This is a genomic window from Mesorhizobium sp. P2_C4 (assembly GCF_056404575.1).
Map to the genome: position 1 here is coordinate 135,669 of NZ_JBFUDT010000011.1, position 19,477 is coordinate 155,145.

The following is a 19,477-nucleotide window of genomic DNA, read 5'->3' on the forward strand; positions in this document are numbered from 1 at the left end:
AGACATGCTTTTTGCCTTTGTTTGCAAGGACAAGCCCGACAGCCTGCAACTGCGCATCGACACGCGGCCGCCCCATGTCGCTTTCCTCGAAGGGTTAAACGCCGAGGGCAAGCTCGCCTTTGCCGGTCCGTTCCTCAACGCGGAGGGCAAGCCGGACGGCAGCCTCGTCGTCGTCGAGGCGCCTGATATGGCCGCCGCGCAGGCCCTGTCGGCCGCCGACCCCTATGCCAAAGCAGGCCTGTTCCAAAGCGTCGAAATCCGCCAGTGGAACTGGACCTTCAACAAGCCAGCGGCTAGTTAATTTCGGCAAGCAGCGCGGAGGAGCAAAGACATGAACTACTGGCTGTTCAAATCCGAACCCTCGGTGTTCTCCTTCGAGGCGCTGAAGGCGAAGGGCAAGGCCGGCACGCAATGGGACGGTGTGCGCAACTATGCGGCGCGCAACAACATGAAGGCGATGCAGATCGGCGATCTCGGTTTTTTCTACCACTCCAATGAAGGGTTGAATGTCGTCGGCATCGCCGAGGTCTGCGCACTTGCCCATCCCGATACCAGCACCGACGACCCGCGCTGGGAATGCGTCGACATCCGCGCCTTCAAGGACGTGCCGAACCCGCCGACGCTGGAGCAGGTCAAGGCCAATCCCAAGCTGGCCGAGATGGCGCTGGTGCGGCTCGGCCGGCTTTCCGTGCAACCGGTGACGCTGGCCGAATGGAAAGAGGTCTGCCGCATGGGTGGCCTGACGCCGGCACCGTGACGGCGCTCACCCCCAACAGCGCGAAGAAATTCATCCTCGACAACACGGCGCTGATGGCGCCGCCGCATGTGCCGGAGATTTTCCTGCGGCTGGCCGACGAGGCGCATGATCTTTGGCAGCGGACGGAGGACGAGCTGATCGAGATCGGCCTGCCGCCGCCCTTCTGGGCCTTCGCCTGGGCCGGCGGCCAGGGCCTTGCCCGCTATGTCCTGGACAATCCCGATACGGTGCGCGGAAAGCGCGTGCTCGACTTCGCCTCCGGCTCCGGCCTTGTCGCCATTGCCGCCGTCAAGGCAGGTGCCGCGGAGGTGATCGCCGCCGACATCGACCCGTTCTGCGAGACGGCGATCCGCCTCAACGCCGAAGCCAATGAAGTCAGCATCGACTTCCTCGGCACGGACTGCATCGGCACCGATGCGGGCTGGGATGTGGTTCTGGCCGGTGACGTTTTCTACGACAGATCCTTTGCCGACACGCTGATGCCATGGTTTGCAACGCTGAAGGCGCGCGGCGCCGACATCCTCGTTGGCGATCCCGGCCGCTCCTATTTGCCGAAGACAGGATTGCAGCCGCTCGCCGTCTACGAAGTGGCGGTGACGCGAGCGCTGGAGGATGCCCTGGTCAAGCGCACCACGGTCTGGCGCCTCGCTTGACGCCGCCACCGAACAGGCGTTCCATCGCGCATTGATTTGAAGAATATGCATGTCGTTGTCCCAAACTTTTGGGCGGCATGCCTCGGGGGGGGGACTTTATGGATTTTTCCGCAGTGAACTGGCTGGCGGTGGTGGTTGCGGCCGCGGTGGCGTGGCTGTTCGGCGCGCTCTGGTACACGGTACTCAGCAAGCCTTGGATGCGGGCGGCCAGGATCGATCCGTCAACGACGAAGAAATCAATATTGCCCTTCATCATCTCCTTCATCGCCGAACTGATCATGGCGCTGATCGTGGCCCTGGTCGTCGGCGCGATGACCGGCGGCGAGCCGAGCCTTACCGCGGGATTTGTCTTCGGCTTCGTTCTCTGGCTGGGCTTCGTCGCCACGACGCTGACGGCCAACCATCGCTATGAGAATTTCGGCTGGGACCTGACCCTGATCGACGGCGGCCACTGGCTTGGCGTGCTGCTGCTCATCGGTGCGGTGATCGGCTGGTTCGGCGCGCCGGTCGTCGCAGGCTAGAGTTCGTCCCAGCTTCGACGCGTCGTGTCCGGCTGCGGGTTGTGGACTTCGTTCAGCATCCAGTCCTTGAACGCGACGATCCTGGCGTCGTTCGCCGATCCCTGGGGATAGACCAGATGATAGGCGAAGTCGGGCGCAACCTTGATGCCCAGTTCGAACGGCTGCACCAGCCGTCCCTCGGAGAGATCGTTGGCGACCATGGCGAAATCGGCAAGCGCCACCGCATTGCCGTCAAGCGCCGCTTGCGTAGCATCGGTTGAGGACCCGAAGACGAGGGTGCGGCTGTCGTCGAAATCGTCGACGCCAGCCGCCGCCATCCACATGCGCCAGTTCGGCCATGTCACCCCCTGGCGCGACCACTGGATATGGGCGAGCGTGTGGTGGAACAGGTCGCGCGGCTCCTTCAACGGCGGCCCGGCGCGCAGCAGGGCCGGGCTGCAGACGGGAATGATGACGTTGTCGAACAGCCGGTCCGAGCAAAGTCCCGGATATTTTCCGGTGCCGAAGCGGATGCCGATATCGACGTCGTCGCGATCGAAATCGCGCACTTCATAGGTGATGTCGAAGCGGAGCTCGATGCCCGGCTGATGCCGGCGAAACTCGTCGACCCGGCGCATCAGCCATTTTGTCGCGAACTGGGCATCGAGGGTTATTTTCAGCAGCGCCGTGCCGCGTGTCATCTTTTGTGCCCGCGAGACGGCCCGGCCCAAAAGGTCGAGCGCATCGATCGCCGCCTCGAACAGCACCGTGCCCGCCTCGGTCAGCCGGATGGTGCGGCTGGTGCGGGTGAACAGCACGACGCCGAGCTGATCCTCGATTTCCTTGATCTGATGGCTGACTGCGGCCGGCGTCAGCCCGAGCTCGTCGGCGGCGCGAGTGAAATTGAGATGCCGTGCCGCCGCTTCCAGCGTCCTCAGAGCACGCGTTCCGGGCAACAAGCGGGCCATGTCATCCTCAAATAAAACTTGATGATACGGAAAGAACTACTCGTTTCTCTCTGAGATTTCAATCCGGCATGATGCATCCATCGAAACATCATCAAGCCGGATTTGATATCCGACGGAAGCGGAGCACATCATGTCCATCGTCACTTTGAACTCGCCAGCCGCCCGTCCGGCTTCGTTGATCGCCGTAATCGACTGGTTTCGTCATGCGAGGGTCGCAATCAACCTGCCACGCCAGGATGTCGAGGATCTTTCGGACCGCCAATTGTCCGACATCGGCGCCAAGCGCAAGGACGTTACGCGAGCCGTGGACCGGGAACTCGGCCGGCTGGGACTGCTGGACATCGGTTGGCAGCAGCCGCGGAGGAGGGAGTAGGCAATAGGGAATAGGCAGTAGGAAAAAACTAGGTCAGCGCCGACAGATAGCCCAAATGCCTAATGCCTACTGCCTACCGCACCACCTTCACCACCGTCCGATCCGAAATCAGCGGCAGTAGCCGCGCCATGGTGCGTGCCGTCACCGCGACGCAGCCTTGCGTCGGCGTGAAGCCGGGGCGCGCCAGATGAAAGAAAATCGCGCTGCCGCGCCCGCGGCGGCGCGGCGCCATGTTCCAGTCCAGCACCAGGCAGGCGTCATAGAGACGGTCGTCGCGCCGCATCCGCTCATGGCTGGCGCCATAGGGGATTTTGACCGGCCGGTTGTAGTTGCGGTCGTCGGGCACCTCGCACCAGCCGAGATCGGGACCGATCGGCTCCATCGCCAGCCGGGTTTTACGGCCGGCCGAGAAATGATCCCCGCGAAAATACCCCGATAGAATGCGCATCTCGGCAAGCGGCGTCGCGCCGTCGCCTTCGCGTTTGCTGGCCGAGATGCCGCCGCGCCCCAGCGCACAGGCAAACACCTTGCTGCCGGCCTGCAAGATACCTTGGCTGGGCTTGCCAGGCCGTGCCCGCACCACCAGCACCCGCAGCCCTTTCGGCAAAATTGCGCCGGCTGCATTGCGATCGCGTTTTTTCTTGTATGATCGTGTCACGGAACAAATCACTGTGATCGGCTGTTGTGCCGGTCAGCTTCAGCATAAACGGGGGGCGGTCAACTGAATATTCTTTTCAAAACAACGGATTGATCCATGACATCACGCACAATTCTGATCGTCGACGACGATGACGACCTCCGCGGCACCCTGGTCGAACAACTGGCCCTCTACGAGGAATTCGACGTTCTGCAGGAATCCACCGCCGCCAAGGGTGTCGCCTCGGCGCGTGGCGGCCTCATCGACCTGCTCATCATGGATGTTGGATTGCCCGACATGGACGGCCGCGAGGCGGTGAAAATACTGCGTAAGGGCGGTTACAAGGCGCCGATCATCATGCTGACCGGCCACGACACCGATTCCGACACGATTCTCGGCCTTGAAGCCGGCGCCAACGACTATGTGACCAAGCCGTTCCGCTTCGCCGTCCTGCTGGCCCGCATCCGTGCGCAATTGCGCCAGCACGAGCAGAGCGAGGACGCCACCTTCTCAGTCGGTCCCTACACGTTCAAGCCCAGCCAGAAGCTGCTGATCGACCAGCGCGGTGCAAAAGTCCGGCTGACCGAGAAAGAGGCCTCGATCATCAAATATCTCTACCGCGCCGACCAGAAGGTGGTGACGCGCGACGTGCTTTTGGAGGAAGTGTGGGGCTACAATTCCGGCGTCACCACGCACACGCTGGAAACCCATGTCTACAGGCTGCGCCAGAAGATCGAGCGCGATCCTTCCAATGCCGAAATTCTTGTGACAGAAAGCGGCGGCTACAAGCTGGTTCCTTAAACATTTCATGATCCGATATGCGGCCGGGGCGGGGCCGTTTTCGGGGACGATCCAGTTGGAGGTGTTCTGGATCGACCCCGCGCACCGGCCCAAAAATCGGATTCGATTTTTGGAAAGCACGATGCGCAAATTGAAAATTGCTAGAGCGTCCTTTTGCGCGTCCAAGAGGACGCGCGGCGCTCTAAGGGAGGGATTGGACTGACCGTTCGGGGACACAGCTAGAGATGGCGTTGGATGACGACATCCGCATCCTGTCCGCCGTGAAGCTCTTCGAGGGTTTCACGCAGGAACAGCTGCGTCTGCTCGCCTTCGGCGCCGAATCCACCCTGCTCCAGGCAGACCATAAGCTTTACCGCGAGGACGACGAGGCCGATTCGGCCTACATCGTGGTCAGCGGGCGTATCGTGCTCTATCGCGAGCAGAATGGCGAACGCATCCCGATCGGCAAGGCCGGCCCCGGCACCATACTGAGCGAACTGGCATTGATCGCCGACACCAACCGGCTGACCAGCGCGTCAGCCGAAATCGATTCGGAAGTGATCCGGCTCAGCCGCAAGATGTTTCGCCGTATCCTTGAGGAATATCCCGAAGTGGCGGTGAAACTGCACCAGCGCATCCTGGAGGATTTTCAGGCCATGATCGCCCGCATCGAAAAACTGGCGCCGCGCTTTTCGAGCTGAACGACAGCGGCGGGTTGGCCATCCTGCCGCCCTGACCTGAGGGGCGAGCTTCGTTGACAGGCAAGGGGTGAAATCCTACAGAGCCTCCAGGCGGGCGGCGTAGCGGGCACCGCCACCACCAAGCTCGTTGGGGGGAGCGCGGCATGCTGCCAGCCCGATACGACACGATCGTTCTGTATTCCCGACATGACGCGTTCGGCGACGGACTGATCCGAGTCCCGGCTTTGCGGGCCGCGAGAACAGCATTCCCTGACAGTTTTATCGTGTATGGAACCACCGAGCCTTCGACTCTTGAACATGTCCTCAATCGTCATGTCGACCACTTGGTCGACGCGATCAAAGTGCGGACGCCGCTGGCGCATCTGGTAGCCAGCCATCGCAAGGCCAACGAGCGTATGGCCATTGTCGATTTCCGTATCGTGGCGCCTTGGTTGATTCAGACCTGGGCCTCGCTGCTCGGGCGCGGAATTGCCTATGAGGCGAATTTTCCGGCGTTCGCTCTATCATTGCCTCCCGGCCGAAAACCCGAACCACGCCCCGAGCACAATGCATGGCGCTTCCACCGCCTGATCGAGCGTCTTGCGCGGAGACAGTTGCCTTTCGATCATCGCCTGGAGCCGACGCCGGCCGCGCGGGCGGCAGCCAGCCGCCTGACCGACGGCAAGCATGGCCCGCTGATCGTGATCGCGGCACATGGCAATGGCGGCAAACGAATGGCGGCGGATCAGCTTGTCGCAATATCCGACGGCATGATCGCCAATGGTGCGAACGTTGTTTTTGTGAGAACGCCGGGCGATGGCCCTGACATGGCTGAGCTGGCTCAACGCGTGCCGAAATTGCAGCTTATCGATTCTGGCACGATGGAGAATGTCGCTGTCAGCGACATTCTGCTGGCGCTCGGAGAGTTTGCCGATCTTTACATTGGCGCCGAAGGGGGCACGGCACATCTCATGGCTACTGTGATGACGCCGATGGTCATCGTCAGTGGCGGCGCCAATATGAGCCGTTGGCTGCCGCTTTCGAACAGCGTGGATGTGGTAGAGGCACGCCACGCAAGTCCGACCGGTCTGGTCGCCAATGTCCCGGCGCCGAAAATCATCGAGGCGGCGCAGCGCATGCTGGCGGCGCGCCGCCGCGACCATCCCTATCAACTGGGTCACACGGACAAGACAAGACGGCTGTCCGCGCAGCCGTTTTTGGACAACGACACGCGCAAAGCCAAAGACGTGAAACGCATCGTGTGAACCCGTCCGGCCGCGACGCACTTTAAGGTGTGTTGAGATTCAGGTCAGGCCGAGCCGGAGTCGATGACGGGCGCGGAGCGACCAATTAATCGAGGTCGAACCTTGCGATCACCGGCACATGGTCCGACGGCCGATCCCAGCCGCGCGCCAGCCGCAGGATGTCGTAGCCGGCAAAGCGCGGCACCAGATTTGGCGACGACCAGACATGGTCTAGCCGCCGACCACGATTGGACGCTTCCCAATCCTGCGCGCGATAGCTCCACCAGGTGTAGAGCTTCTGGTCGTGCGGCACGTTGAGCCGCATCAGGTCGACCCAGTCGCCGGCCAGTCGCATGGCTTCGAAATTCTCGGTCTCGACCGGCGTATGGCTGACGACGTTGAGCAGCTGCTTGTGCGACCAGACATCGTGCTCGAGCGGCGCGATGTTGAGGTCGCCGACCAGGATCGAGCCTGACACCTCGCTATGCTCGGCGCGGATGGCATTCATCTCGGCGACGAAATCCAGCTTGTGCTTGAACTTGCGATTGATGACGGGATCCGGCTCGTCGCCACCGGCCGGAACATAGAAATTGTGAACGAGGATCGTCTTGCCGCCGGCCTGGATGGTGACCGACAGATGCCGGCTGTCCTCGATTTCGCAGAAGCGCCGCTTTTCGACCACTTCGATCGGCCGCCGCGCCACCGTCGCCACGCCGTGGTAGCCCTTCTGGCCGTGGAAGGCGATATGCTCGTAGCCGAGCTTGCGAAAAGCCTTCTCCGGAAACAGCTCATCGGGAACTTTGGTTTCCTGCAGGCAGAGCACGTCCGGCGCCTGCTCGACCAGCAGCCGCTCGACGATCGGCATGCGCAAGCGAACGGAGTTGATGTTCCAGGTGGCGATGGAAAAGGGCATGCGGCGGTCCGAACAAAGGTCGCCGATCTACTGCCAGCCGAGCGCCATAAACACAAGCCAGCCTTTGCGGGCTGCTTTCCGGCGGCTACCCTGATTCAGGTCGGGCCGAGTCGAAAATGGTGGTCTCCGAGAACCGGAGCGGAGCGTACTTGAAGTACGTGAGCACCGGAAGCGGAGGAGACCGCCATTTGCAGGCCGGCCTCACCTGAATCTAGCGCGTCTTCGTGTTGAGCTCGCGGTTCGCCGTGTAATCGATGGCAAAGGTGTCGGGGGCGAAGCTCACGCCTTCCTTGACGTTGAAGATCATCACCGTCGTGTCCTTGCCTTGCGCGTCGGTGATGGTCCACTGGCGCAGCTCATAGGATTTCGGATCGAACATCATGGTGATCTTCGAATTGCCGAACACCGATTTGTCGGCAAGCTGGATGGTGGTCAGGTCGCTCTCTTCCTTGACGCTTTTGACGCGATTGCCGGAGAGGTCGATCTTGGTGTCGAGCAACAGCTTCAGCGGCGTCTTCGACAGCGGATAGAGGTCGGACGTGTTCAGCTTCTTGTTGAGGATGACCACCGACTTGCCGTCGGAAATCACCCGGAAATTCGACGCCCCGTCATAGTTGAAGCGGATCTTGCCCGGCCGTTCCAGAAAGAACTTGCCGCCGGTCTGCTCGCCCTTGGGGCCGAACTGCACGAACTCGCCGCTCATCGATTTGACCGAGGAAAAATGGTCGGCGATCTTCTGCGCGGCTGGCGGCACCGCCGCTTGCGCCGACGCCAGCAGCTGGAACCCGGGAACAACGTTGACGGCTGCAGCGCCGGCAAGGACCAGGCCGAGGCCGAGCACCTGGCGGCGGGTTGGATTGAATGAAGCGTTTGTCATGCCGGTCACTCTCGTCTGGTTCGGTTGTGTCGCAGTCCTTGGCCCCCCAGTTGGGCTTAAGTTTGGCGGCCGGACAGCGCTCAGTCACCTGAACGCGCCAAAAGGTTCAAAGTTGCCGCACCGGCCGATCCACCGGAGCTGCCCAATCAGAACTTGTCGTCCTCCGTCGGCACCAGGATCTCGCGTTTGCCGGCATGGTTGGCCGGGCCGACAATGCCTTCCTTCTCCATCTTCTCGATGATCGAGGCGGCGCGGTTGTAGCCGATGCCAAGCCGGCGCTGGATATAACTGGTCGAGGCCTTGCCGTCGCGCAGTACCACCGAGACCGCCTGGTCGTAGGGATCGTCGGAGTCCTCGAAATTGCTGTTGCCGCCACCACTGGCGCCGCCCTTGCCCGACGGCTCATCCTCGTCCTCGCCGTCATCCTCGGTGATGGCGTCGAGATATTCCGGCACGCCCTGCAGCTTCAGATGCGCGACGATCTTCTCGACCTCCTCATCGGCGACGAACGGGCCGTGCACGCGCTGGATGCGGCCGCCACCGGCCATGTAGAGCATGTCGCCCATGCCGAGCAGCTGCTCGGCGCCTTGCTCGCCCAGGATGGTGCGGCTGTCGATCTTCGACGTCACCTGGAAGGAGATGCGGGTCGGGAAGTTGGCCTTGATCGTGCCGGTGATAACGTCGACCGAAGGGCGCTGCGTCGCCATGATGACATGGATGCCGGCGGCGCGTGCCATCTGCGCCAGCCGCTGCACCGCACCTTCGATGTCCTTGCCGGCGACCATCATCAGGTCGGCCATCTCGTCGATGATGACGACGATGTAGGGCATCGGCTCGAGGTCGAGATTCTCCGTCTCGTAGATCGCCTCGCCGGTCTGGCGGTCGAAGCCGGTCTGCACGGTGCGCGAGATCTTTTCGCCTTTCTTCTCGGCCAATTGGACCCGCGCGTTGAAACCGTCGATGTTGCGCACGCCGACCTTCGACATCTTGCGATAGCGGTCCTCCATCTCGCGCACGGTCCATTTCAGCGCCACCACCGCTTTCTTCGGATCGGTGACCACGGGCGTGAGCAGATGCGGGATGCCGTCATAGACGGAGAGTTCCAGCATTTTCGGATCGATCATGATCAGGCGGCAGTCCTGCGGCGTCAGCCGGTAGAGCAGCGACAGGATCATGGTGTTGATGGCGACCGACTTGCCGGAGCCGGTGGTGCCGGCGACCAGAACGTGCGGCATCTTGGCGATGTCGACGATGACGGCCTCGCCATTGATGGTCTTGCCGAGCGCCAGCGCCAGCTTGGCCTTCGTCGTCTCGAAATCGCGGCTGGCCAGGATTTCGCGGAGATAGACGGTTTCGCGCTTGGCGTTCGGCAGTTCGATGCCGATGGCGTTGCGGCCGGGCACCACGGCGACGCGGCAGGCGATCGCGCTCATCGAGCGAGCGATGTCGTCGGACAGGCCGATGACCCGCGACGATTTGATGCCGGGCGCCGGCTCGAGCTCGTACAGCGTGACCACAGGACCCGGACGTACCGCGATGATCTCGCCCTTGACGCCAAAGTCCTCCAGCACGCCTTCGAGCAGGCGCGCATTCTGCTCCAGCGCATCCTTCGACAGGCTGGCATCGCGCACCACATTCTTCGGCTCGGACAGGAAGTGCAGCGACGGCATTTCGAACTTTTCGGAGCCGATCAGCGAGGTCTGCGCTTCGCGCTGGACGCGGGCGCCGGGTGCCGGGCGCGGCGCGGGTGCGGCAACACGAGTGGCGGCATCGGAGCGGAAATTCTGCACCTGCGCGCGGCGCTGGACGACAGGCTCATCGTCGTCGAGGTCGATGTCTTCGTCATCGTTGTCGAAGACATCGTCATCGTCGGGGTCGACCGAAACGCTGCGATCGTTGACCATGGCGGCGAAGAATTCCGGCTCGACACGAGCACGGCCGTCGGCGCTCATCCGTGCTTCGGCGAACTCGGCCGATTCGACCCGTTCGGCGGCGCGCCGCCAGCCACCGGCGCGTGGCTCCACCTCGGGTTCGTACTCGTCGCGTTCCTCCCGCCGGCGCGCCGCGCGGCGGCGCAGATAGGCGCGCAGCGACAGCCACCAATGGGTGATGGCGCCAAGCGCCAATATGCCCTCGTCGCCCTCGTCGTCGTCATTGTCGAAGAGCAGGTCGTCCTCGCCCGGGTCGGCGGCGGCAGGCTCCTCCTGGACAGCAAAGCCGTTCTTGCGCGCCAGCAGCGCCGAACCATAAGCAAACAGCCACAGTGTCGGTGCGATGAGCAGCACGGCAAGCACGCTGGCGATGATCCCGGTCGGATAGCCGCCAATGACCAGACCGGGGATCTTGAGCACCATGTCGCCGAACACGCCGCCGAGGCCGGTCGGCAGCGGCCAGGTCTTGGGCGGCACCACGCAACCGGCGATCGCCGCGGCCATGAGCGCAAAACCGAACCAGGCGAGGCCGCGCTTGGGCAGCCTGTCGACGCCGCGCGCGGTAAACAAAAGGAAGCCCCAGATCACCGCCGGCACCAGCGCTGCGACAGCGGCAAGGCCGAAGAACTGCATGGCGAGATCGGAGAAGACAGCGCCGGCATAGCCCATGGCGTTGGTGACGATGTTGTCGGTGGCGTGCGAGAAACTCGGATCGGCGACATTCCAGGTTGCGAGGCTGGCGACACCGAAGGCGACCGTCGCGAACAGGCAAGCGCCGACCAACCGACCGACCTGGCGCCGCGCGAATGCCTGGATGCCGTGCCCCGTATCGGTCAGCGCGAGCGGTGCTGAAGCCCCTGAACGCATGCTCTTCCCCGTCTGTTTTTGCCTGGCCGGGCGCAAGACGCACTTCGGCAGATTCGGATGTCAGACTATCGGCGGGAAGGTTAAGGCCGCATTAACTATACGGAGGCCCGCAGCGTTAAAACGCGGGATGGAGTGGTCGGCCAGATAGTGCGGGCACAAATGAAAACCCTGCGCGAGCGGGAGCCGGCGAGGCCCTCGTGAAAGGGCAAAAGTGAGAGGCGGTGGAACCTGGTATCAGGTCTTGGACACCAACGACGCCACCACGGCAGAGAGCTTGCCGCGCTTGTCCAGCCTTGGCTTCTCGTAGATCTTCTTCATGCGCGGTTCCCTATCCTGGCGCGAGTCGCGACGCGGGCGACATGCAAGGGATACCACGCCTGTCCAGTACGGTCATCTCCCGCCCGGGGGGTGATTTGGCCTGCCCGATGCGTGGAAAAAATGGCGGGCGCATTGGCCCACCACCGTTCATTGCAAGCGACAAGACGACCAGGCTCGATCGAGCCTGATCCCTGGCAACCTCAGTTGGCGCCACCGAGCGCCTGCACATTGGCGCAGAATTCGGCGTGCGGCTTGCTCATCGCCGCGTCATTGCATTCCTTCTTCATCGCTTCCTGCTTTTCCATTGGCATCGCCATGAAAGCAGCCTTGAACTCTTCCATCGGCTTCATGGTTTTCATGCTGGAATCCGTGAAGAACGGCGCCATGTTGTCCGGCTCGTCGAGTGCGCCGGCAAACGCCGCGCCGCTGACCATGGTAAGGGCAAGCGCTCCGAGGCAGATGTTCTTGATGTTCATGGGATGGTTCCTTCGCTGTTATTTTTGCGACCGTCCGAACGACGTTTCGCCTCCACAGTTCGGAACGAGCAGGGTCGATGTTTCCTGGAAAATCTCCATCACGCGAACGTGATTGCCAGAATATCGGCGTTGCCAGAACGAGTGTACCAAAAAAGAGGCCCGGACCAGGTCCGGGCCTCAATGCGTGAGCACCTTTCGGGAGCGTCACGACGGGATTCCTTAGAGCAATTCCGGGTGTGCAGCGCTTTCCCAGGGAATTGCGTAGAGAGATAGGGGACCGGCGGGAGGAGGGTTCCGCCGGTCCCGTTGGCAAAGCTGGCCTTACGGCACCACTTCGCCGTGCTGGCTGATGTCGAGACCCTCGACCTCTTCCTGTGTCGTCGGACGCAGGCCAACCAGGGCCTTGACGACATAGAGGATCACGAAGGTGGCGACGGCCGTCCATACGATGGTGACGGCGACGCCGTAGATCTGCTTGCCGAGCGAAGCACCCGACGACAGGCTGTTGATCGCCGGATCGGCCAGCACGCCGGTGAGCAGGGCGCCGATGATGCCGCCGACGCCGTGCACGCCGAAGGCATCGAGCGAGTCGTCATAGCCGAACATGTGCTTCACCTTGACCGCCGAGATGTAGCAGAGCACGCCGGCGACGATGCCGACGATGAAGGCGCCGGTCGGGTTGACGAAGCCGGAAGCCGGCGTCACCGCGACCAGGCCGGCAACGGCGCCGGAGATGATGCCGAGCACGCTGGGCTTCTTGGCGATGATCCATTCAGCAAACATCCAGGCGAGAGCCGCGGCTGCGGTGGCAACCTGGGTGTTGAGCATGGCTGCACCGGCGAGGCCGTCGGCCGCCAGTTCCGAACCGGCGTTGAAGCCGAACCAGCCGACCCACAGCAGCGAAGCGCCGATGACCGAGTAGACGAGGTTGTGCGGCGCCATGTTGGTGGTGCCGTAGCCTTCGCGCTTACCGAGAACCAGCGCGCAGACCAGACCCGCGACACCAGCGTTGATGTGAACGACCGTGCCGCCGGCGAAGTCGAGCACGCCAGCCGTGCCGAGGAAACCGCCACCCCAGACCCAATGCGCGATCGGCACATAGACGACGAGCAGCCACAGCGCCATGAAGATCAGCAGCGCCGAGAATTTGAAACGCTCGGCGAACGCGCCGGCAATCAGCGCCGGCGTGATGATGGCGAAGGTCATCTGGAACATCGAGAAGACGAATTCAGGAATGTTCGCGACGCCCGGCAGCCACAGCGAGGACGTGGTGATGCCGTGATGGAAGAATTTCGAGGTGCCGCCGAGATAGGCATTGATGCCGCCGCCGTCGGAGAAGGCCAGCGAATAGCCGAACATGAACCACAGCACCGTCACCAGACAGGTGATGGCAAAACTCTGCATGATGGTGGCGAGCACGTTCTTCTTGCGCACCATGCCGCCATAGAACAGCGCCAGGCCGGGGATGGTCATCATCAGCACCAGTGCCGTCGAGGTCAGCATCCAGGCCGTGTTGCCGGTGTCGAGCGCCGGTGCCGGCGGCGCAGCAGCGGCTGCATCGGCGGCGGCAGGAGCCGCAGTCTGCGCGAAGGCAGCGACCGTGCCCATTGCAGCGAGAGCGAGCGAGCCAAGCGCGGCCACACGTCCCGTTGTCTTCAAGGTGGAAGGTATGTTCATTGAACTCTCCATTGGAATACGTGTTCGCCGCTCAAAGCGCGTCGGTGTCTGTTTCGCCGGTGCGAATGCGCACCGCCTGGTCGATGCCGAAAACGAAGATCTTGCCGTCGCCGATCTGACCGGTCTTGGCGGCCGCGGTAATGGCTTCGACGGCCTTGTCGACCAGGTCGGTGCTGACCGCGACTTCGATCTTGATTTTCGGCAGGAAACTGACCGCGTATTCCGCTCCGCGATAGATTTCCGTATGTCCCTTCTGACGCCCGTAGCCTTTGACTTCGGTGACGGTCAGGCCCTGGATGCCGACCGCGGTGAGCGCTTCGCGCACCTCGTCGAGCTTGAACGGCTTGATGATTGCCATCACGATTTTCATAAGGTTTCACCCTTTGCTGTTGCGGGTCCCCCGCGTTTACGACTTCGCCGATCCCAATGAGAGCCGGAGAGTGCCCGCTAGGATTCAAGCTCCGTGCCAATTGCCGAAGCAGGGTGTTAACCCTCTGTAAACAAACGGATTGGGGGAGGTTCGGCGGCTAAGTGTGCACAGCCGGGGTAAAGCCAGTGATTAAAAAATAGGCAATTTTTCAAAAATGCCTATTCTGCGGGCGGCCGCTTCAGCCTGATGAGGCCTTCCTGGGCAACCGAAGCAATCAGCGTGCCGTCGCGGGCAAACAGCGAACCGCGGGTGAAGCCGCGCGAGCCTTGCGTCGATGGGCTGTCCTGCGTGTAGAGGATCCAGTCGTCGAGCGGATGGCTGCGATGGAACCACATGGCGTGATCGAGGCTTGCCGCCTGGATGTCGCGATCGAAAATGGCGCGGCCGTGCGCAAAGGTCGAGGTGTCGAGCAGCGTCATATCGGAGAGATAGGCGAGCACCGCCGCCTGAATGCCTCTGTCGGCCGGCACCGGACCGGTGGTGCGGATCCAGATGTTCTGCTTCGGCTCCAGTTTTTCGCGGCTGGTGTAATGCTTCAGCATCACCGGCTTCATCTCGATCGGCCGGTCGCGCTCCCAGTAGCGCTTGATGCCGTCGGGCACCGCCTCGCCGAACTTGCCCAGCAATTCGCGCTGCGACAACAGGCTGTCGGGGGCCGGCACGTCCTGCGGCATCGGCACCTGGTGTTCGAGGCCGATTTCGTCCTGCTGGAACGAGGCTTCCAGCGAAAAGATCGCCTGGCCGTGCTGGATCGCCACCACGCGGCGGGTGGTGAAGGAGCCGCCGTCGCGGATGCGGTCGACCTCGTAGATGATCGGCACCTTGGTGTCGCCCGGCCGCATGAAATAGCCATGCAGCGAATGCACGTGGCGCTCAGGCTCGACCGTTCGCTGCGCGGCGACCAGCGCCTGGGCAATCGTCTGGCCGCCGAAGATGCGCTGCCAGTCGAGTTTGGGGCTGCGACCACGGTACAGGTTGTGTTCCAGCTGCTCGAGGTCGAGAATGCTGAGAAGCTCGTCCATGGCCGCTGTCATGTTTTTCGCGCCTTCGCTGCGGAAGTGTTAAGGCGGTTTCCGACAGGAATGGCGGGCAGTCAAGGCCGGAGTGGCCGGCAACGGCCAAGGCCACGAAAGGAATTTGTCATGGCGGACCGCAAGGCGGATGCAAAAGCCCGAGGCTCACTCGACGTTCTGGTCGCCGGCGCCGGCTATGTCGGTCTGGCCGCCGCCGTGTCGTTGAAACAGGCACGGCCGAGCCTCACCGTCGCCATCGTCGATGCCGCACCCGCAGGCGTCTGGCAAAGGGACGGTCGCGCCTCGGCCATCGCCGCTGCCGCTTGCCGCATGCTCGACCAGCTCGGCGTCTGGCAGGAAATCGCTGCGGAGGCGCAGGCGATAACCGAGATGATCGTCACCGATTCGCGCACCTCCGATCCGGTGCGTCCGGTGTTTCTCACCTTTGACGGCGAGGTCGCGCCGGGCGAGCCGTTTGCGCATATGGTCGCCAACACGGATCTGAATGGCGCCTTGCGCCGGCGCGCGCAAGAACTCGGCATCGACATCATCGAAGGCGTCGCTGTCAGTACTTTCGACAGCAATGGCACCGGCGTCACCGTGCATCTGGCCGACGGCGCGACGCTGAAGGCGCGGCTGCTGGTCGCCGCCGACGGCGTCAACTCGAAACTGCGCGACATGGCCGGCATCAAGACGGTGAAATGGGAATATGGCCAGTCCGGCATTGTCTGCACCGTGGCGCATGAACGCCCGCACAATGGCCGCGCCGAAGAGCATTTTCTCCCCGCCGGTCCCTTTGCCACACTGCCGCTCAAGCCCGGCAAGGATGGCAGCAATCGCTCGTCGCTGGTCTGGGTAGAACGATCCGAGGATGCCCAAAAACTGGTCGACGGCGACGATCTTGTCTTCGAACATGAACTCGAGCAGCGTTTTGGATTGCGGCTCGGCGAAATCCGTGTCGCCGACAAACCGCGCGCCTGGCCACTCGGCCTGACCATTGCACGCGCTTTCGTCGCGCCGCGCATCGCGCTCGCCGGCGACGCCGCCCACGGCATCCACCCGATCGCCGGCCAGGGCCTCAATCTCGGCTTCAAGGATGTCGCCGCCCTTGCCGAAGTGGTGGTCGAGGCCGATCGGCTCGGACAGGACATCGGCGCCCTCGACGTGCTCGAACGCTACCAGCAGTGGCGGCGCTTCGACACGGTGCAGATGGGCATCACCACCGACGTACTGAACCGGTTGTTTTCCAACGACATCGGCCCGCTGCGCGCCGTCCGCGACATCGGTCTCGGTCTGGTCGAACGCATGCCGCGGCTGAAGGATTTCTTCATCCGCCAGGCGTCGGGCCTGTCCGGCGACACGCCGCGGCTATTGAAGGGGGAACAAATCTAGCAACCAAAAGAGGTAGTAGAAAACCACAATGGCGGCCAGCATGCCGATCACCAACCTGCCGGCTCTGGATTTGCGCAACCTGTCTCCAAACAGCGTGTCAATCAGATCGGCCAATTCGGCAGCCACGTAGGCAATTGCTTCCATCTGTGCCTTGACGGTTGGGTGTTCCTTCCCATTGATGTGGGGACGCCCGCCTTCCATTCAAAGATCATGTTGACCGAGGTCAGTTGACCTCGAAGCCGAGTTTCTGCCGCAGCCGCAATATTCGCTGGTCGGCAAGCACCAGGCTTTTCTCGCCGCCTTGCGCTGCGCGGTTCACCATCTGCAGCAGATCGTTGCGCTCACCCACGTCGAGCCGTTCACGCAGGAACGGCGCCAGCTTGTCGATGACGATCGTCGTGTCGTCGATCTGCGCTGCCGCCCATTTGGCATAGATCACCGCCTCGTCGGTCTTCTTCTTGTCGGCGATCTCCGAAATCACCGAACGAATGACGGCTTCGCGCTGTGGCAGGATCGGACCGTTCTCGGAAACCATGGCGGTGATCAGCGTTGCCGCGGCCACCACCGGATCGTCGATCGCCGTCAGCGGCGACAGCGCCGCCTGCTTGCGCAGCTTCTTGCGCCTGATATTGCCTTGCACACGCCCGACGACATCAGCGACCTCGCGCGCGGCTTCGTTCATGGCCTTCATCCGGTACCACCAGAACGCTGCCGCCCCCAGGACGCCAAGGATAGCAATCAAGAACGGCATGCCAACATCCCCCAAAATCGCGCCGACGATAGGAGAAGTATTGCCTTGCTTCAACACGCAAAAGTTGGTGGCGGCGAAGAAACCAGGGGGCATTCGCCTAGTCGAATAGCCCTGGTTTCAAAGTCGCCGGTAAGCTGCTGCGGGGGGGGGGTAGCGTTCAGGACCCCGGCACGTCGTAGATCGCCCTGACCTCGATGGTGCCGATTTCGGCCAGCGGAATTCCGCCGGCGATCTCCAGCGCCTCGTCGATATCTTTTGCTTCGATCATGACGAAGCCGAGCAATTGCTCCTTGGTCTCGGCGAACGGGCCGTCAGTGATCAATCTCTTGCCCTGGCGCCGGCGCACGGTTTTCGACGTTTTCACCGACTGCAGCGCCTGCGCGATGACCAGCTTGCCTCGCTGGTTCAATGACCTGTCATAGGCCAGCGAATCGGCGTCGAGCTTGGCCGACCCCTCGGGGGTGAGCGCATAGAGGTCTTTTTCCTCACCGTAGACCAGACAAACATATTGCATCTTCTATCTCCCTTGCGGTGACGAAACATAGGCGACCAAAGTGTCAGCCGGCCTTTGGCCCGCTGCATGATCGAGAAGGCAGAAGGCGATGCCGATGATGGCGACCGCCGCAAGCAGCCGGCCGAAGCCGGACGGCTGCTGATACAGCCAATCGGTTTCTTGTGCGCCGGCCTCTCGGCCGGTGTCTATCCAATGCGCGGAAAAAAGATTGTTCATGGGAACCTCCATCCGCCACGAAATCCGTGGCCGCTCGCAGGACGGTCGGGGCGCAGCCAAGTCGACATTTTTGCACGCACATTTTTTTCAAAATAATTTCGAAGTGCCGCGAAGAGTGCGCGATGGCCACAAGACCGCGGTGGTCTTCCGGTGGACCCGCGCTATAGTTGAGAGGAACGCCGGCACCGGGCCTGCGCAATCGGATCAATCAAGGAGGACTTCATGGACCGCACCGCAAACGCCATCTGGAAAGGTGATCTGAAGGGGGGCAAAGGCACGCTCGACAGCCAGAGCGGTACCCTGAAGGGCACGCCCTATTCCTTCAAGGCGCGCTTCGAGGACGAAAGCGGCAAATCCGGCACCAACCCGGAAGAGCTGATCGCGGCAGCCCACGCTGGCTGCTTTGCCATGCAGTTCTCGCATTTCCTGGCCGAGAACGGCACCCCCGCCACCGAGCTCAACGCCAAGGCGGTGGTAACGCTGGTGCCCGGCACCGGCATCACCGGCAGCGCCCTCACCGTGGTCGGCAAGGTGCCGGGCATCGATGCGGCGAAATTCCAGGAGTTGGCCGAAAAGGCCAAGGCCGGATGCCCGGTGTCGCAAGCGCTCGGCGCCATTAAAGTGTCGCTCGACGCCAAGCTGGGGTGAGGTTGCGATCCTTCGCCCCCCCTCTGCCCTGCCGGGCATCTCCCCCTCAAGGGGGGAGATCAGATGTCACGCCGGCTTTCGCCAATCACGGACGTTGAAGGAAGAGTGCCAGCGACCGAGCGCCAATCTCCCCCCTTGAGGGGGAGATGTCCGGCAGGACAGAGGGGGGCGCTGTCCTGCCAACGTCTCCGTTGACTGCTAAGCCCCCAGCGCGTCGAGCCGGGCGCGAAGGGCTGCGACTTCCTGCTCCAGCGCTTCAATCCTCGCTTCCAGGTCGGAGGCTGGCATGGTCGACATACTCCGTTGTGCAGACAGGGCAGCAACGTCCACGGGGCCGGCGAGGAGATGCACGAAGCGGTCCTCGCGCTGGCCTGGACCACGCGGAATTTCCTGAACAAGCGGCGGCCGGCGGCCGATCAGCATGTCGAGTTCACCGCGCAGGTCCTCGATCGACGGAAACTTGGCCATCCGCTCGCCCCGCGCCAAGAGTTCATGTGCCGTCTGTGGCCCGCGCAACAACAGCAGCCCCAGCAAGGCGGTCTGCGGCGTGGTCAGCGAGAACCGCTGCGCCATCTGATGCTCGTAGCGCTCGACACGCGAACCGAACATCTGCCGCACCAACCCCTTCTGCTCAAGCAGCTTCAGCGCCCGGTGCACCTCCACCTGCTCCAGCGCCATAACCGGCTCGCGCGCCGTCTTCTGGTTAGTGGCGGCAAGTGCTGCATTGAGCGTCAGCGGATAGATATCCGGCGTCAGTTCCTTCTTTTCGATCAGGCAACCGAGCACGCGGGCTTCGATGGGGGAGAGGATAGGAAGGTCGTCGCTCATTGGGTTGCAGTCCTTTCTAACGCTGGCAGGACAG

At 62.6% G+C, this 19,477-nt stretch carries 24 protein-coding genes; 11 read left to right on the forward strand and 13 right to left on the reverse strand.

The annotated features are described in order from the left end of the window. Positions 1 to 4 precede the first annotated feature (4 nt). The 4 genes from AC1DX6_RS29045 (at position 5) to AC1DX6_RS29060 (ending at position 1,931) form a co-directional block, all read left to right on the forward strand. Positions 5 to 301: a YciI-like protein gene (locus tag AC1DX6_RS29045; protein ID WP_477319765.1), complete on the forward strand. Its 297-nt coding sequence runs from the start codon at positions 5 to 7 to the stop codon at positions 299 to 301. Between the two features lie 30 nt (positions 302 to 331). Then, positions 332 to 757, forward strand: coding sequence for an EVE domain-containing protein (locus AC1DX6_RS29050; RefSeq protein WP_477319767.1), 426 nt, complete (start codon positions 332 to 334; stop codon positions 755 to 757). Then, the gene (locus AC1DX6_RS29055) at positions 712 to 1,410 is read left to right on the forward strand and encodes a class I SAM-dependent methyltransferase (RefSeq protein ID WP_477319768.1); all 699 of its coding nucleotides are present in this window, start codon (positions 712 to 714) and stop codon (positions 1,408 to 1,410) included. The genes AC1DX6_RS29050 and AC1DX6_RS29055 overlap by 46 nt, the downstream gene beginning before the upstream one ends. 98 nt (positions 1,411 to 1,508) lie before the next feature. Next, positions 1,509 to 1,931 carry a DUF1761 domain-containing protein gene (locus AC1DX6_RS29060; protein ID WP_477319770.1) on the forward strand — a complete coding sequence of 141 codons (423 nt, stop codon included), beginning with the start codon at positions 1,509 to 1,511 and terminating at the stop codon, positions 1,929 to 1,931. On the opposite strand, the gene gcvA is transcribed toward AC1DX6_RS29060, so the two are convergent. Further along, positions 1,928 to 2,878, reverse strand: a complete 951-nt coding sequence (gene gcvA, locus AC1DX6_RS29065; protein ID WP_477319772.1) for a transcriptional regulator GcvA — start codon at positions 2,876 to 2,878, stop codon at positions 1,928 to 1,930. The genes AC1DX6_RS29060 and gcvA overlap by 4 nt on opposite strands. 130 nt (positions 2,879 to 3,008) lie before the next feature. Between gcvA and AC1DX6_RS29070 the strand changes: the two genes are divergently transcribed. Then, entirely contained in the window at positions 3,009 to 3,251 is a 243-nt protein-coding gene (locus AC1DX6_RS29070; RefSeq protein ID WP_477319774.1) for a hypothetical protein, read from the forward strand. Between the two features lie 73 nt (positions 3,252 to 3,324). Here the strand turns inward: AC1DX6_RS29070 and AC1DX6_RS29075 are convergent, their stop codons facing one another. Continuing rightward, positions 3,325 to 3,861 carry a L,D-transpeptidase family protein gene (locus tag AC1DX6_RS29075; RefSeq protein ID WP_477319809.1) on the reverse strand — a complete coding sequence of 179 codons (537 nt, stop codon included), beginning with the start codon at positions 3,859 to 3,861 and terminating at the stop codon, positions 3,325 to 3,327. Positions 3,862 to 4,005: 144 nt separating this feature from the next. On the opposite strand from AC1DX6_RS29075, the gene AC1DX6_RS29080 reads away from it, so the two are divergent. The 3 genes from AC1DX6_RS29080 to AC1DX6_RS29090 all read left to right on the forward strand — a co-directional run bounded on the left by AC1DX6_RS29080 (position 4,006) and on the right by AC1DX6_RS29090 (position 6,613). Next, on the forward strand, positions 4,006 to 4,689 hold the full coding sequence (locus AC1DX6_RS29080) for a response regulator transcription factor (RefSeq protein WP_477248755.1): 684 nt from the start codon (positions 4,006 to 4,008) through the stop codon (positions 4,687 to 4,689). A 224-nt stretch (positions 4,690 to 4,913) separates the two neighbouring features. Continuing rightward, positions 4,914 to 5,369 (forward strand): cyclic nucleotide-binding domain-containing protein, encoded by a 456-nt coding sequence (locus AC1DX6_RS29085; RefSeq protein ID WP_477319776.1) that lies wholly within the window; start codon positions 4,914 to 4,916, stop codon positions 5,367 to 5,369. A 143-nt stretch (positions 5,370 to 5,512) separates the two neighbouring features. Then, on the forward strand, positions 5,513 to 6,613 hold the full coding sequence (locus tag AC1DX6_RS29090; RefSeq protein ID WP_477319778.1) for a glycosyltransferase family 9 protein: 1,101 nt from the start codon (positions 5,513 to 5,515) through the stop codon (positions 6,611 to 6,613). Positions 6,614 to 6,698: 85 nt separating this feature from the next. Here AC1DX6_RS29090 and AC1DX6_RS29095 read toward each other — a convergent pair whose 3' ends face one another. From AC1DX6_RS29095 to tesB, 7 genes are all read right to left on the reverse strand, one after another. Further along, on the reverse strand, positions 6,699 to 7,505 hold the full coding sequence (locus tag AC1DX6_RS29095; RefSeq protein WP_477319779.1) for an exodeoxyribonuclease III: 807 nt from the start codon (positions 7,503 to 7,505) through the stop codon (positions 6,699 to 6,701). Positions 7,506 to 7,716: 211 nt separating this feature from the next. Beyond that, a complete protein-coding gene (locus AC1DX6_RS29100; protein ID WP_477319781.1) occupies positions 7,717 to 8,382 on the reverse strand; it encodes an outer membrane lipoprotein carrier protein LolA in 666 nt (221 codons plus the stop codon). A 146-nt stretch (positions 8,383 to 8,528) separates the two neighbouring features. Further along, positions 8,529 to 11,180, reverse strand: coding sequence for an FtsK/SpoIIIE family DNA translocase (locus tag AC1DX6_RS29105; RefSeq protein ID WP_477319783.1), 2,652 nt, complete (start codon positions 11,178 to 11,180; stop codon positions 8,529 to 8,531). Positions 11,181 to 11,698: 518 nt separating this feature from the next. Further along, complete coding sequence (locus tag AC1DX6_RS29110) at positions 11,699 to 11,974, reverse strand: hypothetical protein (protein WP_477319785.1); 276 nt, start codon at positions 11,972 to 11,974, stop codon at positions 11,699 to 11,701. A gap of 321 nt (positions 11,975 to 12,295) precedes the next feature. Further along, positions 12,296 to 13,582, reverse strand: coding sequence for an ammonium transporter (locus AC1DX6_RS29115; RefSeq protein WP_477319811.1), 1,287 nt, complete (start codon positions 13,580 to 13,582; stop codon positions 12,296 to 12,298). A gap of 100 nt (positions 13,583 to 13,682) precedes the next feature. Further along, positions 13,683 to 14,021: a P-II family nitrogen regulator gene (locus tag AC1DX6_RS29120; RefSeq protein WP_023670499.1), complete on the reverse strand. Its 339-nt coding sequence runs from the start codon at positions 14,019 to 14,021 to the stop codon at positions 13,683 to 13,685. Positions 14,022 to 14,239: 218 nt separating this feature from the next. Beyond that, positions 14,240 to 15,115 (reverse strand): acyl-CoA thioesterase II, encoded by an 876-nt coding sequence (tesB, locus tag AC1DX6_RS29125; protein ID WP_477319787.1) that lies wholly within the window; start codon positions 15,113 to 15,115, stop codon positions 14,240 to 14,242. A gap of 108 nt (positions 15,116 to 15,223) precedes the next feature. On the opposite strand from tesB, the gene AC1DX6_RS29130 reads away from it, so the two are divergent. Then, positions 15,224 to 16,486: a ubiquinone biosynthesis hydroxylase gene (locus AC1DX6_RS29130; RefSeq protein WP_477319789.1), complete on the forward strand. Its 1,263-nt coding sequence runs from the start codon at positions 15,224 to 15,226 to the stop codon at positions 16,484 to 16,486. Here the strand turns inward: AC1DX6_RS29130 and AC1DX6_RS29135 are convergent. The 3 genes from AC1DX6_RS29135 to AC1DX6_RS29145 form a co-directional block, all read right to left on the reverse strand. Beyond that, complete coding sequence (locus tag AC1DX6_RS29135) at positions 16,463 to 16,687, reverse strand: hypothetical protein (RefSeq protein ID WP_477319791.1); 225 nt, start codon at positions 16,685 to 16,687, stop codon at positions 16,463 to 16,465. The two genes, AC1DX6_RS29130 and AC1DX6_RS29135, sit on opposite strands and share 24 nt — an antisense overlap. Before the next feature lie 22 nt (positions 16,688 to 16,709). Continuing rightward, on the reverse strand, positions 16,710 to 17,237 hold the full coding sequence (locus AC1DX6_RS29140) for a hypothetical protein (protein ID WP_477319793.1): 528 nt from the start codon (positions 17,235 to 17,237) through the stop codon (positions 16,710 to 16,712). A gap of 157 nt (positions 17,238 to 17,394) precedes the next feature. After that, complete coding sequence (locus AC1DX6_RS29145) at positions 17,395 to 17,751, reverse strand: YciI family protein (RefSeq protein WP_477319795.1); 357 nt, start codon at positions 17,749 to 17,751, stop codon at positions 17,395 to 17,397. Between the two features lie 66 nt (positions 17,752 to 17,817). On the opposite strand from AC1DX6_RS29145, the gene AC1DX6_RS29150 reads away from it, so the two are divergent. Beyond that, on the forward strand, positions 17,818 to 18,063 hold the full coding sequence (locus AC1DX6_RS29150; protein WP_477319797.1) for a hypothetical protein: 246 nt from the start codon (positions 17,818 to 17,820) through the stop codon (positions 18,061 to 18,063). Positions 18,064 to 18,189: 126 nt separating this feature from the next. After that, positions 18,190 to 18,615, forward strand: coding sequence for an OsmC family protein (locus AC1DX6_RS29155; protein WP_477248742.1), 426 nt, complete (start codon positions 18,190 to 18,192; stop codon positions 18,613 to 18,615). A gap of 198 nt (positions 18,616 to 18,813) precedes the next feature. Here AC1DX6_RS29155 and AC1DX6_RS29160 read toward each other — a convergent pair whose 3' ends face one another. Beyond that, positions 18,814 to 19,443 (reverse strand): YceH family protein, encoded by a 630-nt coding sequence (locus AC1DX6_RS29160; protein WP_477319799.1) that lies wholly within the window; start codon positions 19,441 to 19,443, stop codon positions 18,814 to 18,816. Between the last annotated feature and the right edge of the window lie 34 nt (positions 19,444 to 19,477).